The organism is Nonomuraea terrae (assembly GCF_004348995.1).
GTDB classification, from domain to species: Bacteria; Actinomycetota; Actinomycetes; order Streptosporangiales; family Streptosporangiaceae; genus Nonomuraea; species Nonomuraea terrae.
This window is the reverse complement of record NZ_SMKQ01000008.1, coordinates 36,427-49,580: the sequence shown is the minus strand read 5'-3', so window position 1 is coordinate 49,580 and position 13,154 is coordinate 36,427. Positions and strand designations below refer to the sequence as shown.

20 protein-coding genes are annotated in these 13,154 nt (G+C 67.4%); 1 reads left to right on the top strand and 19 read right to left on the bottom strand.

Features of this window, described 5'->3' with window-relative positions; genetic code table 11:
- The 4 genes from E1286_RS05215 to E1286_RS05200 all read right to left on the bottom strand — a co-directional run bounded on the left by E1286_RS05215 (position 1) and on the right by E1286_RS05200 (position 1,669).
- Positions 1 to 327, bottom strand: a complete 327-nt coding sequence (locus tag E1286_RS05215; RefSeq protein ID WP_132609212.1) for a hypothetical protein — start codon at positions 325 to 327, stop codon at positions 1 to 3.
- On the bottom strand, positions 327 to 911 hold the full coding sequence (locus tag E1286_RS05210; protein ID WP_132609210.1) for a phage tail tube protein: 585 nt from the start codon (positions 909 to 911) through the stop codon (positions 327 to 329). The genes E1286_RS05215 and E1286_RS05210 overlap by 1 nt, the downstream gene beginning before the upstream one ends.
- 78 nt (positions 912 to 989) lie before the next feature.
- A complete protein-coding gene (locus E1286_RS05205; RefSeq protein ID WP_132609208.1) occupies positions 990 to 1,367 on the bottom strand; it encodes a hypothetical protein in 378 nt (125 codons plus the stop codon).
- Positions 1,364 to 1,669: an HK97 gp10 family phage protein gene (locus tag E1286_RS05200; protein WP_132609206.1), complete on the bottom strand. Its 306-nt coding sequence runs from the start codon at positions 1,667 to 1,669 to the stop codon at positions 1,364 to 1,366. The genes E1286_RS05205 and E1286_RS05200 overlap by 4 nt, the downstream gene beginning before the upstream one ends.
- A gap of 71 nt (positions 1,670 to 1,740) precedes the next feature.
- Here E1286_RS05200 and E1286_RS05195 point away from each other — a divergent pair, with 71 nt between their 5' ends.
- A complete protein-coding gene (locus E1286_RS05195; protein WP_223189563.1) occupies positions 1,741 to 2,286 on the top strand; it encodes an SHOCT domain-containing protein in 546 nt (181 codons plus the stop codon).
- On the opposite strand, the gene E1286_RS05190 is transcribed toward E1286_RS05195, so the two are convergent.
- From E1286_RS05190 to E1286_RS05125, 15 genes are all read right to left on the bottom strand, one after another.
- Complete coding sequence (locus tag E1286_RS05190) at positions 2,283 to 3,290, bottom strand: glycosyltransferase family 4 protein (RefSeq protein WP_132609204.1); 1,008 nt, start codon at positions 3,288 to 3,290, stop codon at positions 2,283 to 2,285. The genes E1286_RS05195 and E1286_RS05190 overlap by 4 nt on opposite strands.
- Positions 3,287 to 3,583: a hypothetical protein gene (locus E1286_RS05185; RefSeq protein WP_132609202.1), complete on the bottom strand. Its 297-nt coding sequence runs from the start codon at positions 3,581 to 3,583 to the stop codon at positions 3,287 to 3,289. The genes E1286_RS05190 and E1286_RS05185 overlap by 4 nt, the downstream gene beginning before the upstream one ends.
- A 33-nt stretch (positions 3,584 to 3,616) precedes the next feature.
- Positions 3,617 to 4,003, bottom strand: a complete 387-nt coding sequence (locus tag E1286_RS05180) for a hypothetical protein (RefSeq protein WP_132609200.1) — start codon at positions 4,001 to 4,003, stop codon at positions 3,617 to 3,619.
- Positions 4,003 to 4,353, bottom strand: a complete 351-nt coding sequence (locus E1286_RS05175) for a hypothetical protein (RefSeq protein WP_132609198.1) — start codon at positions 4,351 to 4,353, stop codon at positions 4,003 to 4,005. Before E1286_RS05175 ends, E1286_RS05180 begins: the two co-directional genes overlap by 1 nt.
- Before the next feature lie 9 nt (positions 4,354 to 4,362).
- A complete protein-coding gene (locus tag E1286_RS05170; RefSeq protein WP_132609196.1) occupies positions 4,363 to 5,397 on the bottom strand; it encodes a major capsid protein in 1,035 nt (344 codons plus the stop codon).
- 12 nt (positions 5,398 to 5,409) lie between these two features.
- Positions 5,410 to 6,123 carry a hypothetical protein gene (locus tag E1286_RS48775; RefSeq protein ID WP_187368118.1) on the bottom strand — a complete coding sequence of 238 codons (714 nt, stop codon included), beginning with the start codon at positions 6,121 to 6,123 and terminating at the stop codon, positions 5,410 to 5,412.
- Positions 6,124 to 6,142: 19 nt separating this feature from the next.
- Positions 6,143 to 6,895, bottom strand: coding sequence for a hypothetical protein (locus tag E1286_RS05160; protein ID WP_132609194.1), 753 nt, complete (start codon positions 6,893 to 6,895; stop codon positions 6,143 to 6,145).
- Positions 6,896 to 6,938: 43 nt separating this feature from the next.
- The gene (locus E1286_RS05155) at positions 6,939 to 7,754 is read right to left on the bottom strand and encodes a hypothetical protein (protein WP_132609192.1); all 816 of its coding nucleotides are present in this window, start codon (positions 7,752 to 7,754) and stop codon (positions 6,939 to 6,941) included.
- A 92-nt stretch (positions 7,755 to 7,846) separates the two neighbouring features.
- Positions 7,847 to 9,313: a phage portal protein gene (locus E1286_RS05150; RefSeq protein WP_223189561.1), complete on the bottom strand. Its 1,467-nt coding sequence runs from the start codon at positions 9,311 to 9,313 to the stop codon at positions 7,847 to 7,849.
- A 21-nt stretch (positions 9,314 to 9,334) separates the two neighbouring features.
- A complete protein-coding gene (locus tag E1286_RS05145) occupies positions 9,335 to 10,990 on the bottom strand; it encodes a terminase (protein ID WP_132609190.1) in 1,656 nt (551 codons plus the stop codon).
- Positions 10,991 to 10,992: 2 nt separating this feature from the next.
- Positions 10,993 to 11,469, bottom strand: coding sequence for a phage terminase small subunit (locus E1286_RS05140; protein ID WP_132609188.1), 477 nt, complete (start codon positions 11,467 to 11,469; stop codon positions 10,993 to 10,995).
- A 246-nt stretch (positions 11,470 to 11,715) separates the two neighbouring features.
- Positions 11,716 to 12,021 carry an HNH endonuclease gene (locus E1286_RS05135; RefSeq protein ID WP_132609186.1) on the bottom strand — a complete coding sequence of 102 codons (306 nt, stop codon included), beginning with the start codon at positions 12,019 to 12,021 and terminating at the stop codon, positions 11,716 to 11,718.
- A gap of 89 nt (positions 12,022 to 12,110) precedes the next feature.
- Positions 12,111 to 12,269: a hypothetical protein gene (locus E1286_RS47575; protein WP_165969578.1), complete on the bottom strand. Its 159-nt coding sequence runs from the start codon at positions 12,267 to 12,269 to the stop codon at positions 12,111 to 12,113.
- Positions 12,270 to 12,306: 37 nt separating this feature from the next.
- On the bottom strand, positions 12,307 to 12,831 hold the full coding sequence (locus E1286_RS05130) for a class I SAM-dependent methyltransferase (protein WP_132609184.1): 525 nt from the start codon (positions 12,829 to 12,831) through the stop codon (positions 12,307 to 12,309).
- A 4-nt stretch (positions 12,832 to 12,835) separates the two neighbouring features.
- Complete coding sequence (locus E1286_RS05125) at positions 12,836 to 13,150, bottom strand: hypothetical protein (protein WP_132609182.1); 315 nt, start codon at positions 13,148 to 13,150, stop codon at positions 12,836 to 12,838.
- Between the last annotated feature and the right edge of the window lie 4 nt (positions 13,151 to 13,154).

The following is a 13,154-nucleotide window of genomic DNA, read 5'->3' as shown; positions in this document are numbered from 1 at the left end:
CTATTCCCCCCGGCCAACCCCCTGATAGTGCTGGCTGGCGGCCTCGATGAGGGCACTGATGTCATCGGAGGAGACGCCCTCGATCTTGCAGAACCGTTCGTAGTCGTCGCCGAGCAGCTCCCGCACGAAGTCGCGCAGGTTGCTGTCGCCCGTGGACAGGCCGGCGGTCACCTGCCAGTCCGCTTCCGCCGGCGACGCCATGGTGAAGTACTCGCCGTCCACGTCGAAAGTGAACGGCTCCTGCGTCGCCTCCCGCGTGCGCTGCCGCAGCGAGAACATGGAAACGGGCTTGCCGGCCTGGGTGATGACCTTCTTCGGGGTTGCCATCAGGACATGTGCTCCTCAACCTCGGGGGCCAGGTACGAGTGGTAGACGAGGTTGTTCGAGCTGTCCGGGTAGGTGCTGATGGTCCACTCGTATCCGACCATCTCGCCCTGCGCGTAGGTCACCTCGGAGCGTTCGGTGATCTCGCCCTCCGGGATGAAGAAGCGCTCCCAGACGGTGCCGTCGTACACATCGAACAGCCACGCTCGCCGGTCGGGTGCCGCAGTCGCCGTCTCAGCGAAGGTGATGATGCCGTCCTCGTCAGGGGCGAGGTCTTCCACCGGGATGCGGTACTGAAGCGACTTCACGATGGGCCTGTTGGTTTCCCACGCGGTGAAACTGAAGGTCCTGACGCTGGAGGTGACGACCGTACGGAACGGGCTGTTCAGGCCCCACGGGGTGAACTGCTCCGAGTCCTCGTCGACTCCGTTGGTGAGGCCATCCTCGGAGATGGCGCCGATCGCCAGCCACGCGCCCGTGGGAGCCCCGGCAGGGTCCGTCGGCTGCGCGGTGCCGAGCGGGGCGACCCATGCGCCGCCGTTGCTCCCGACGAGCGCGAGATCGGCAGCGCGAATGATGTTGACCATGGTGAGCTCCTAGATCTCGTGGTCGTGGGCGTGCAAAAGCCCCCGGCCGTCGGCTCGGGGGCTCGCAGAGGTGCGCCGCTAGGCGGGGTGGACTACGAAGGCGTAGGTCGCCTCGTAGCGGCGCAGGTTGGGGTTGTCGTAAGGCACTTTGTGAGGGCCCGTGCGGGTCTGCACTCGGGCGAAAACTGCACCGCCGGCGGTGGCCCCTTGAAGCTGGTCGTGTAGCGCCTGCTGCACGAGTAGCGCGAGGTCGGATGCTGCGGTACCGGTAGCGGCGAAGCTGGTGATGTCCACGATCGGCTGATCGCGGCGGAACCCGTCATACGGGCCACCGAGGCGCTCAACCTGCAACCAGGGCAGACGCCGCTCCAGGTCCGGAGGAGTTTCGGTGGAGGCATGAACGCCTTCGAAGGCGTCCTGCAGCCAGACGGTGAGCGCCGCCTCAATGTCGATCATTCGGCGCCTGCCGCTCTGCCCATCACACGATGACGCGGTGTCCGGGAGGTGCCCCATTCCACGTAGGGAGCGGCAGGGTCATCGTTGATGACCTTGGATTCGGCGCGTGGTGTGCGGCCCTGCCGGACACCCGTCTCCACGCGGAAGCTCTGGCTGTAGGCGCCGGTGTCCCGAGGCGCATCCGCCTCGCACGCGGATTGGAGCCGCTTCGCGCGGGATTCCATCTCGTCCTGCATCTGCTTTGAGGCCAGAAGGCGTCCGACGCCCTTGTAGTTGCCACGAAAGCGGGCGCGCACTGCCACGGTGACCTCCTGCGACAACTAAGCACCCGTGGTGCGCGTCGTACGGGTGGCTACGAAGAAGGGATAACGGCGTGACAGATGAGGCGCTACGGCAAGACATCCAGGCCGCGGCCGACCGAATGGGATCCAAGTTCGGCGCCAAACGCGAGATCAGGCGGCTGGTCGACTACCTGTGGGAAGGAGAAGTTGTTCACCATCTCGCCGGCGGGACCTACGGTGGCGGGCTTGGACTGGTGGCCCTCACCGGCCACAGACTGCTGTTTCTTCGCGACGGTTGGGTCAACAAGGCCACCGAGGACTTTCCCCTGGAGAAGATCTCGTCCGTGCAGTGGCGGTCCGGGCTGACCCAAGGGGTATTGACTGTCTTCGCATCCGGCAACAAGGCGGAGATCAAGCAGCTCCTCAACCCGGACGGCAAGTCCATCGCTGACGCAATCCGAAACCGGCTTGCCCCAGTGGACAACCCCAGCAGTGCGCCAACACCGCCGCCCCCGCCGGCCGCACCATCAGAGGACCCATTGGAGACGCTGCGCCGCCTGGGTGAGCTCCGAGACATGGGCGTCGTGACCGAGGCCGAATTCGAGGCGAAGAAGGCGCAGATCCTGCGGCGTATCTAGCCGCGCGCCCGCCGAGCCGAACTTCCACTAAGCGCCTCGATCGCCTCGCACCATCGCGCCAGATCCGTAGCGGGGTCCAGATGCTTGGATCGCTTCTTCGCCGCAGCGGAGGCGCTTTTGTAGGCGTCCGGGTCGTCCAGCGCTTCGACGGCGGCCCGCCAGCCGTCCAGGTCGTCGCGTTCAACGAAGATGCCGGCGTCGCCGAGTGACTCCTTCAAACCCGGGGTGGGCGCGGCGACGACGGGGATGCCGGACGCGTACGCTTCCACCCCAACCCGTCCCCACGACTCATATTCGCTGGGCATCAGCAGTACGCGGGTACGCCCGTACACGCTCTTGGCCATGTCAGTGCCAGGCACGTTCTCGACCACGTCCACGTTCGGCAGGTCACGCACGTCCTGATCCCCATAGGAGCCCTTCACCGCGAGGAACTTCCGCTCAGGCATGGCCGCGGCGAGCTTCCAGAACAGATCAGCGCCCTTGTTGGGGAACAAGTTGACCAGCGTCACCAGCTCGCCCGGTGTGGCGCGGTAGTCGCCGGCGTGCACCGGCGGCCGGACCACGATCTCCCGCTCGGGTTTGACGGCCTCGGGGTGCTTGGCCCAAAACTTGGTCGCCTCCTGGGCCATCCACTGGCTGTTGTAGACAGCCAGCGCTGTCGTGCCCGATCCGATCGCCTTGAACGTCCCAGGGAAGGTGTTGTGGGCCAGCACGACCAGCGGCCTGCCCCACCCGCGAGCCGCCGACGCGGCAGAGCGGACGTTCTCCAGATGGGAGACGACAACTGCGCCCTTCCGAACGGCTTCGACGAAGTCTTTCTGCGTGCGGGCCGGCAGCACCTGGACGTCGTCCAGCTCGTACGGCTCCCGCCCAGCTACTTCCGACAGCCACACCTGCACCTGGTGGCCCCGCTCGGCGAGCGCGCGCAGCAGCGTGTGCGCCGCCCATTCGGCGCCCGCGTTGTGCAGTGGCGGGTATGCGTGAAATCTGGCGAGGATCCTCACCCGGTCACTCTCCTCAGGAAAGCCTCGACGTGGTCGGCCCGCCCGGACAGGTCCGGCCACTCCTGCGCCTCGCCGTCGATCTCGTATGTGCGGCCGTTCACCTCGATGGCGTCAATGCCGTCCAGGTTCAGGCCCGCGGGGCCGAACAACCTCCACCGGCCCTGAACTTGGGCGCCGGCCGCGAGTTGCTCGTTGGTGGTGAGCGGCTGCACCGAGCAGCCGCTCACCGCTGTCCGGGTCTGCGTGTAGACGGGGTTTCCGTGCGCGTCCCGGCCGGATTCGACGCGACGCACCAACGTGACCGTCTGCCCTCCGGTCTGCACGCGTCACCGCCTGCAGGATGAGCGGCGGCGCAGCGGAAGTCCGTCGTCGCGGGCGTCCACCGTGTAGGCAGAGGAATGGTCGGCGTCGTAGGCGGCCAGCAGCATCCGCTCCTCCCCTTCGGTGAGGTACAGGCCGGCCTGCTCGGCGTACGCCTCCGACACGTTGCCTACGGTTTTGGACCGAAGGCCGCCCGTGTTCGTCGAGCCGCGCGCCACCATCGCCACCGTGACCGCCCGTGTCAGCTCCTGCGCCGGCGTGTATCCGACGGGCAGGATCGACTGGATCAGCGCCGAAGCGTCATCCAGCAGGGCGGTGATCTTGTTGATCTGCTCGGCGGAGCAGACGCTGCCATGCCGGGCCTCGTAGTCGGCGAGCGTGGCGTAGGCCATCAGTCGATCAGCCCTCGCTCGGCGAGCAGGTCGATGATGTCGTCCCGCGAGGCGTCGGCGTCCACCTCGACACCGCGGGCGGCGGCGTAGGCGGCCCACGCCTCCTTGCCGGATCCGGAGCCGCCTCTGGGCGGTTCCTGAAGCTCGGGTTCGGGCTGCTGGCCGTTGTCTGGCCCCTGGTCCTCGTCCTTCTCGTCGGAGGCGTTCAGATGCTCGGGGAGGTCGCCGTCCCACACATCAGGATTGCTGATCTGGGTGACCGCCCACTCCGGTAGGTCCACGCCGGGCCCGAACGGGCGCTGACGCCCGTCCGGGTCGACGACGTAGACCGTGGTCGTCAGTCGAGCCACGATCTCCTCCTAGGCGACGTCAGCGACCATGGCGAGGTCGGGGTTGGCCAGGATCGGCAGGCCGATCGCGGACGCCTTCGTCCACAGCGCGATCGGGTCCTCGTCCTCGTACGATCCGGCGACGATGCCGGGCTCCTCGCCCATCTCGATCGCGTACTTCGGCGAGGTGGCCTCCACCGTGGTGCCCCACAGAGTGGCGCCCAGGTCGGAGGACTCGGGGCTGTTGGCGTCGCCCGGAGCGGGCAGCAGCACCAGCTTGTCGTCAGCCACCACGCGGGTGGCGGAGCCGTTGACCTTGACCTGGGCGTCGTAGGCGTACACCGGCGGCAGGCCGTGCGCCTCGAACACCTGCGTCAGCATGCCCGGCGCCACCAGCGTCGGCGTACCGATCGCGGTCGCGGCCAGCGCCCGGATCTCCGCGTTGCGCAGCAGATAGTTCAGCACCCGCGTGCTGGTGACGATCGCGCCGGGCAGTTCGCCATTGGTGGAGATGTAGGTCTCCCGCCACGCGAGCAGGTCCGTCAGCGGAGTGGCGGTCGCCAGGTCCGACCACAGCGTGCCAGGCGCCACAGACATGGACCCGGACCGGCCGAAGTCAGCCTCGACCATGAGACCGTTCTCCGAGATGGTGACCTTGCCGTTGACGAGCGCGTCGCCGCGGGCCAGCTCCATCCGCGCCATGATGCTCTTGACCATGCGCTCGGCGTCCGACATGAGCGCGCCGCGGATCCGGTCATCCAGCTTGCGCTGCTTGAGCCGGTCGTACTCGCCCAGCCGGATCTTGCGGCTGATCGGCGGGAGCTCGCCCGAGATACGGACCGCGCCAGGCCGGGAACCGATCGGCGACTCGGCGTCGTAGGCGCGGAAGGTCGCGGCCTCGATGAGACCTTCGCCGCCGCGCGTGAAGCGGAAGTCCAGGTCGTCGATCGGGTTGTTCGGCAGCCACCTCGCGAGCGAGAACTGGTTGCGCGCCCAGTCAGCGGCGCCCGCCCGCACGTAGCCGGTGAGCTCCGCCGGGGTGATGTAGTCAGTGTTGATCAGCATCAGGAGCCCCTATCAGGCGAAGATGATCCGGCCGGCGACGTCCGCCTGCCCGGCGGCGTCGACGGCGATGGGCAGCTTGGAAGCGATGACACGGCCGTGCTCCAGCAGGGCAGCACCGACGTCCGTCGTGGTCAGGGCGGGGGCGTCCACGGCGCAGAACAGGAACCCGGCCAGCATCTCCGTACCGTCCGCGGAGCCGGAGCCGCCCCCGGTCGTGGTCGTCACGGTGACAGTCGGCGTGGTGCCGCCGGTCAGTGAGCCCGAAGCGGCGCTCATCTGCGGCACGTTCTCGCCCAGGTAGCCGCCCGCGAAGGTGACCGTGACCGCGGTGCCGGGGTGCGGGCCGCCGGCGGCGGTCACGTCGCCGGGCTCGATGTTGGACAGCGCCTCCAGCGCGGTCTGCACGGCCGACGCGGTCGCGTTGTAGGCGATCGCCGCGGTGGTCTCGCCGTCGAAGGTGAGCGTGTAGGTGCCGCCGGTCGGGCCGCCGGTGATGGTGACCGTCTGCACCTCGCCAGGGTTGGCGGCGTAGGGGCCGTACTTGCCCGACGCGGTGATCTTCGCGAGCGGGAGACCGGACGGGAAGTAGCCGTTCGGGTAGTGGACGCCCGCAGTGAAAGCGGACACGTCCAGGGTGATGGTTCGGGCGGCGTCGGTCCCGTGAGCGGAGCCGAGCCACGACTGGTCGTCGAAGCTGAAGTTCTCGGTCCTCATGCTGAGGTCCATAGGTGTCTCCTCAGGGAGTTCAGGTGGTCTTGTTGCCGTGCCGTTCAGCCCACAGGTCGCGTCCTGCGGCCACGGAGGGGGCCTGCTTGCCGGTCTGCCGGGCGCCCTGGTCCAGCACCGGAGGCGCGGGAGGGGCGATCTGGATCGGCGCGGACCCGAAGTAGTCGGCGGCGTCGGCCTCGTACTCCTCGGCTGTGCTGCCGACGATCCGGCGGGAACCGGCGATCAGCTTCGCCGACACCTCGGCAGGCAGAGCGGCCTTGATGGCTGCCTGCAGCCGAAGCAGTTCGGGCTCCATCGCCGCGGCCTTCTGCTCGGCGGCGGTCGCTCGCGCCTCAACCCTCTCCATGTCGGTGCGGGAAGCGTCGGCGAGCTTCTGCATCTCGGCGTCGGCCTCGCGGAGCCGCGTGAGCTCCTCGGGGGTGACGTCGATCGCCTTCAGCCGGTCCTCGTGCTTACGCGCGTGCGACTTCCAGTAGGCGGCCTGCTGATCGACCGTCATGTCGGCGACCGGAGTGTTGTCCGGGTAACCGCGGTCGTTGGCGGGCTGCTGCGTGGTCGGCTGGGGCTGCTGGCCCGGCTGCGTCTGCTGGGCAGGCGCTGTGGCCGGTGCGACAGGGGCGGGCTGGCCCGTGGCGGGCTCTTGCGTCCCCTGCGGCTGTCCCCCGTCGCCGGACCCTCCCATGATCGGCCACACCACCCTGCCCGAGGGCAGAACGGCAATGGCGCGGAGGCCGGTGTACGGGTGTACGGGCAGCACGGCAGTGTTCATGCGGGTGATCTCCCATGTCGGGACACGCGCCCATGACGGGCGGTCAGTGGGTCGGAATTTCTGCAGGTCCCGTGAAGTGCTGGCCTTTGACCGCCAAAACGGGGCCGATCTCGCCGTGCTGGTGCACGGTGAGGACCTTGCGGTAATCGAGAGCCCGGCCGCCCCTGTCGGACTTGCCGAAACGCTTCTCGATCTCCTCGTGCAGGGGCTCCAAGAGCTCCCCGAGGTCTGTGAGCTGGTCGCCGGAGAACACGTTCACTCCCTGGCTGTTCGTCGTCAGCGCCTGGGCGCCTTCGGTGACGACGACGGAGTTGATGATCTGCCCCGGGTCTGCGTCGCCGATGATGGGCGCCACGGCGCAGTCGCACGCGGGATGGATCGGCAGCAGATCCCCGATGTGGTAGCGCTGTGTGGAGGCGAGCACGCACATGGCGCAGTTCTCCGCCCCCGTCAGCACCCTCCGGTATCCGACGATCCGCTCATCGTCGTGGCCTTCGAGCGCCTGCCGTGAGGCGTGCGTCTTGGCCAACTCCAGATCGGTCGCTGCGAGGCCTTCCGATCGCCGCTCCCCGGCCTGGATGGCGTCTCGCAGAAGCGATCCCTGCGACAGGTCAGTCCAGATCTGAGTGAACGGCCGCCGGTACACCGCCTCCGCGTCAACACCGCGGAGGTTGTCCTCGGCTTGCAGGCCGAGCGGTTGGATGTCCTCGCCGAGCAGGTCCGCCAGCATCGCCGCGATGTAGGCGTCGGTCATCGTGACCATCGCCTGCTGGGCGCCGCGCACCATCGGCACCGTGCCGGCCACAAAAGTGTCGGCGTCGGCGTCGCGCCAGGAGGTGAGCCGCTGGAAGAACGCCACGATCGCGTCCAGGAGTGACAGACGGAGTTCGACGGTGGAGGCGATGTAGGCGGCGGCGATCGCGGCCTGCTGCTCGTACGCCACCAGGCCTCCTAGTCCAGGTTGTCCGGCGGTGGCCGTTCAGCCTGCCGCGGCTGCTGCGGGGCCTGCTGCTGGGCGACGGCCGGGTTGAGACTCGCGGCGAGGAATGCGTCCTGCGCCTGCCCGGTGGTGATCCGCTTGACCTGCTGCGGCGATTCGCCCATCCGCTCCGCGACGACGCCGAGCGGATAGCCGATGCTCTTGATTTTCGTCGCCATGTCGGCCATGACGCTCGGATTGAGCTGGCGCGGATCCTTCCAGCGGACCTCTGAAGAAACGAAATCCCGCTCCGAACCGGCGATCTTCGCCGCCAGGCCGAACAAGTCCTCCAGGGACTCGCCGAACCCGGTCTGATACTCGCCGATCTTCGCCACATGGTTCGTGTCCAGCGCGATCACCGTGTCAGCCGACACATTGATCAGGTCGCCCGCGTAGTAGTACGCCGGCGTGTGCGTCAGAATCAACAGATCCAGGATGTCGGCCTGGTGAGTTTTCAGGTAGCCGATCAGGTCCGTCTGAGAGAACTCGCCGAACTTGACGTTCTCCCCCGTCGACGCCCACAAGCTGCCCGGGTCAGGCCGGAACGGCTGCTCGATCTGCGGCTGACCCGAGATCGGGTCCAGGATCGGCAGCCCAGTCTCTTCGTCCTTGATCTCCCGGAATCGGTGACCCGTCACGTACTTCTGCCGGAAAGCCGAATACCGCTCGGCCGTCATCCGGTTCAGCATCGACAGGTTGATCCGATCCTGGATGTCGATGCCCTGCGCGAAGTCCGGCTGCGGCAGTTCGCCGAGCTCGGGAGCACACGTGAACGGCACCACCGGGACTTCGTTCAGCGGGTTCGACTGGGCTTCGACATAGCTGCCGTCGAAGTCCAACCGCGGACCCCAGTTCTCGGCCCCCCACGGCAACGCCCGGCCTCCGGAGCGCCGACCCGTCTGATACTTGACGATCACATCAGGCAGGTAGACGGTAGCCTTCCCCACCTGCTCAACGTCGTCATACCAAGCCTTCAGTGCCGCGATCCGCTCCCCTGTCGCCGGGTCATACTCGACGATCACTTCGCGCGGATGCTCCGGGGTGATCAGAGGCCGCTTCGGGTCTTTCGGATGCGGGCCAACGATCGCGTACGACTCGGACTGACTGAGCGCGGTCCTGAAGATCTGCTTCTGGCGGGAGTCCATCCGGTTCTGCTGCCACCACCGCCACGCTTCGTCATCCGACTTGCCGGCGGCGTCGGTGACGCCGATCGCCAGCAGTCGGTGAACACTCGCGTCGACCACCATCTGCAGGAAGTTCGTGCGCGCCTTCCGCTGAAAGTCCAGGTACACCGACGCGGGCCCCTTTGGACCCTGCGGCAGCGGCGGATTACCCGAGTAGTAGTCCCACCAGCAATTCAGCTGCATCTGCCGGTCCCGAAGCTTCCGGCCGAGCCGCAGCAGCCACCAGTCCGGCGTTAGCGGGGTGGTATCCAGCACGAGCGCACCCCGCATCCCTAGTCAGAAGGTGTAACCCTGCATCTCTTCGGCCTGCTCCAGCACGCCCTTGGCGATCGCATCCGCCCGTGCTTCCCACGCCAGGATGGACGCCACTGCGGCGTCAATCTTCCGCGGAGAGTCCGGGTGCTCCTTGGCTATCTGCAGTCCCGTCCGCGAGGTGCGGCGGCGCGCGTTCAGCATGTGCCGGGTCAGGACATGCGACCCGTCGTGCGTCATCTCCCTGTCGACGATCGCGTTGTGCAGCCGCTCCGTGGCTCGGACGATCTGCACCGCCCGCCCTCCGGACATCCACCACTCGACCGGATGATCCCGTGCGGCCTTCACTTTCAACCGGGAGCCGTAGTCGGCTTCCCAGTCGGCGACGTGCCCTTCCCACTTGGCAGGGTCGGCGTAGAAGGCGACCACGTCATACCGGTCGAACGCGCTGCGCACCGCGGCCAGCACCTCGATCACCGGAACCTGCCATCCGTCCGCAGCGGGACCTTCCGGCTCCTCCCAGATCCCGATCGGGAACACATGCCCGTCCGAGATGCGGCAGCCGATCAACGCGGTCGCGTCGGTGACGCCCCGGTTCCGCTTGCGTGAGCCGTCGAACCCAAGTGTGATGGTCTCGCCGTCCGCAACCACCTTCGCCGAATCGGCGCACGCCGCCCATTCCGGCTGCGACAGCCACGCATCGGACGCATGCGTCACCTGGTTGAGGAAGTCCGAGCGTGACTCCTGCGGATCCGACGAAGGATCCCAGATAGTCGCCACCAGGATATCCAAGTCCACGTGCCCAGGCGGGCACGCCGGCGTGTGCAACACACACCCCTCGGGATGCCCGGCAGAGTCCCCGTACGCCAGCCGCAGCCCCACCGTGAGGGACTCCCGGTCGGCCATGTCCGTCTCTGGCGGCGCCTCACGATGGTCGTAGTACAAGCCGTCGTCCTTGGCGCGGCCCTCGCGGATCGCCTTGAAGAACGCCGCCGACTCCTCCGCGACACTGCCGTGCCCCGGGATGTAGGCGTTCGGCGACTCGACGAACGACCCGCCGATCTTGGCGGCGTTGTTCTTCATCTTCTGGAACAGGTTCAGGCCGCCATTGCCCTTCACCCACTCCTCGGTCTGGTCCAGCACCGCGAACACGGCCCGGTTACCCTTCACCGTCCGCGCTGACGACGTGATCGGTTCGATCTTGCCGCGCGGCAGATTGACGAACGACTCCAGCGGCTCCAGGCCGGGGTAGGCGTCCAACACTGGGCCTTGCAGCATCTCCAGCAGTGGCGCCCACGTGTTCTTCGTCTGCGTCTCAGACACCGCGGCGATCTGCACCAGCGGCGTCCGCACCTCAGACCACGGTTTGCCCACCGGCTGGCCGGCCGCGTCCCATCCGTCCGGCACCACCGGGCCGAGCGCCTCCACGATCGCCAGCGCAGCGAGAAACGGGCTCTTGCCCCATCCTCGCGGCCGAGAGATGACGCCACGACGGAACCGGCGTTTACCGGTACGCGGGTTAATCTCGTAGAAGCGGAGAACGAAGTCTTCCTGCTCCGGATACAGCACGAACGGCTCGTACTCGCCGCGATCCGGCGCCGCGAGATGCTCTGCGATCCAGTCGATGACGTCATAGCCGAGCGTAGGAACCGCCCCAGGCTCGGGGGGAATCCACGGCATGGCTACTCGTTCGACGCCTTGGGATCCGGCAGAGCGCGCAGCACCCCGCGGCGCTCCCTCGACGACGGAACGCCTTCAGGCCGGCGGCCATCCGCCTCATCGGCCTGCGCGAACTGCATACGCAGCCTCGCCCGGTCCTCCATCGTCGCCCCGAACTTCGCCACCCGAAGTCGCAGTTCTCCCGCCGCCGAAAGATCGCCCATCCAGAACCGGGCATGAATGAGAGCGGTGTCCAGGAGGAACTGCCAGTCCGTCGAGGAGAAGTGCTCAGCCTGCGGCGAGTCACGCCACGTCTGCCACCAGTCCTCCGTCCGGGCCGGCCAACGCCACTCGACCAGTTCGCCCTCTTGCAGGAGCTCGAACGTCGGCAGCTCTGGCGCTTCAGCCTGCTCGAACCGCAGGATCGTCTGCGGCTGAGGGTCCTTGTTACGCCGAGCTCGCTTCGACGGATCCTTCGGAGCGGGGCCCATACCGGCCATGACTTCTACCTCCCATGTCGGGACAGCAGCGCCGCCCCTGACGGGCTGGCACCACGTGAGCTCCGCCAGATGACGGAGAAGTATCTAGACGGCCCTGAGAGCCGCACTGACGGACGCACAGGCCCGCACCTCAAGCGAGAGCTGAAATGCCCCAGGCCCGTACGCGAGGGCGGCCACAGCACCTTCCCGATGCGGGATACCCCTGGGGGCGGGGGTACCCGCCACCCTCTGCTCTGGCTTGCGAGGTCACCGCATGCCTGGGTGCTTCTCTGCGGGCCGGCGTAGTGGTGGTGGCTTGTTGCGTGCGCTGTTGCCTTGGGCTGAGCTCTTCTTGTTGTGGTGCCAGGAGCAGAGGAGTCTGAGGTTCTTCAACTCATGCACGTGGGGGTCGCCTATGTGGTCGACGTCGGTGCCGGGGTCGGGGCAGCGGGTGTCGTCTCTGAGGGTGGCTGTGCAGCGGTAGCCGTCCCTGCGTTTGACCTGCTCGCGGATCTCAGGCCAGTTGCGGGGAAGGGATGCTCGGCGGTTGGAGTCTGCCCACTTGCCGGACATCGGCCCTCCTGCTGTTCTCACGCTGTGTAGCTGATCCTCGGTCTTCCCGCATGTGACGAGTTGTACAGAGCGTGACGGGCGTGGCTGGTTCAGCCCGACTGTCCCTGGGCTGCTGCACTGAGCGCCTGACCTACAAGGTGCAGGGCCTGGCTCTCGGTGAATCCAGCCGCTACGAGGCTGACATACAGCTCGTGAAGTCCCACGGCTGCGGCAGCGAGCTGGGTGATGGGGTCCTCGGGATCGGGCATGGGGTTTCTCCTCGTGTGTGGCGAGAGCCCGGCGGTCTCAGGCGGTGGGGTTGCGCCACCAGTAGTAGGCGAGGACGCCCCCGTGCCAGGTGTCGGCCACGCCGGGGTTGAGTTCGTCCAGCATGGCCTCGTATGTCCAGTGGTCGACGTGGCGTTCGAACGGGTTGCCGAACACGGCGCCCTGGTCCATGTGTAGCACCGGAATGGACACCAGCAGGTTGGTCGCCACGCGCTTGAGCCGGTCGAGGAGGACGGCGGCGTGGACGGACGTCATGTGCTCCAGCACGTCGCCGATGATGACGAGGTCGGCGCGGCCTGCGAACCAGGTCCAGTCGACGAGGCGGGCGTCCGCCACGTGGGCGACGTCGTACAGCTGGTCTAGCTGGTAGTCGGCGATGTACGGGCCCCACGCTTCGATGCCGACCCAGCGCGCCTTGTGGTGAGGTCGCATCAGTTTGGCGTAGGTGCCAGCGCCGGGGCCGATGTCGATGACGTGGTCGGGCCGCACCTTGAGGTAGGCGTCGAGTGCCCAGTCCTTGCCTTGACTGTCGGAGAAGGGCATGCGGTCACGTGATCCTGATCGGCCCGGATTTGATGAGGGGTGCCTCGTTGGCGGTGACGGGTTTCACCCACACGTCGTACATGCCTTCGTCGAGCGTGCCGAGGGCGCTGCCGGCCCCGTACAGGACTTTCGCTGTGCCGTGTTCGGTGTCCCATGCGGCGGGGTACCAGTCGTCGGTTCCTGGTTCGTTGCTGTAGGCGACGACCGCCATGAAGACGGGGGTGGAGGCGGGGTCGTAGGTGCCGGTGATGGTGCCGGAGTGGATGTACTCCAGTGTCCCCGAAGGGAATTCCGGGATGCCGTCAGCGCAGAGCACCATCCAC

Coding starts and splice junctions, on each gene's coding strand:
- E1286_RS05125 (WP_132609182.1), bottom strand. CDS start 13,150: ATGGTGCTCTGCGCTGACGGCATCCCGGAATTCCCTTCGGGGACACTG.
- E1286_RS48775 (WP_187368118.1), bottom strand. CDS start 6,123: ATGGACCTCAGCATGAGGACCGAGAACTTCAGCTTCGACGACCAGTCG.
- E1286_RS05130 (WP_132609184.1), bottom strand. CDS start 12,831: ATGCCCTTCTCCGACAGTCAAGGCAAGGACTGGGCACTCGACGCCTAC.
- E1286_RS05215 (WP_132609212.1), bottom strand. CDS start 327: ATGGCAACCCCGAAGAAGGTCATCACCCAGGCCGGCAAGCCCGTTTCC.
- E1286_RS05140 (WP_132609188.1), bottom strand. CDS start 11,469: ATGGCCGGTATGGGCCCCGCTCCGAAGGATCCGTCGAAGCGAGCTCGG.
- E1286_RS05145 (WP_132609190.1), bottom strand. CDS start 10,990: ATGCCGTGGATTCCCCCCGAGCCTGGGGCGGTTCCTACGCTCGGCTAT.
- E1286_RS05170 (WP_132609196.1), bottom strand. CDS start 5,397: ATGCTGATCAACACTGACTACATCACCCCGGCGGAGCTCACCGGCTAC.
- E1286_RS47575 (WP_165969578.1), bottom strand. CDS start 12,269: ATGCCCGATCCCGAGGACCCCATCACCCAGCTCGCTGCCGCAGCCGTG.
- E1286_RS05180 (WP_132609200.1), bottom strand. CDS start 4,003: ATGGCCTACGCCACGCTCGCCGACTACGAGGCCCGGCATGGCAGCGTC.
- E1286_RS05210 (WP_132609210.1), bottom strand. CDS start 911: ATGGTCAACATCATTCGCGCTGCCGATCTCGCGCTCGTCGGGAGCAAC.
- E1286_RS05135 (WP_132609186.1), bottom strand. CDS start 12,021: ATGTCCGGCAAGTGGGCAGACTCCAACCGCCGAGCATCCCTTCCCCGC.
- E1286_RS05205 (WP_132609208.1), bottom strand. CDS start 1,367: ATGATCGACATTGAGGCGGCGCTCACCGTCTGGCTGCAGGACGCCTTC.
- E1286_RS05160 (WP_132609194.1), bottom strand. CDS start 6,895: ATGAACACTGCCGTGCTGCCCGTACACCCGTACACCGGCCTCCGCGCC.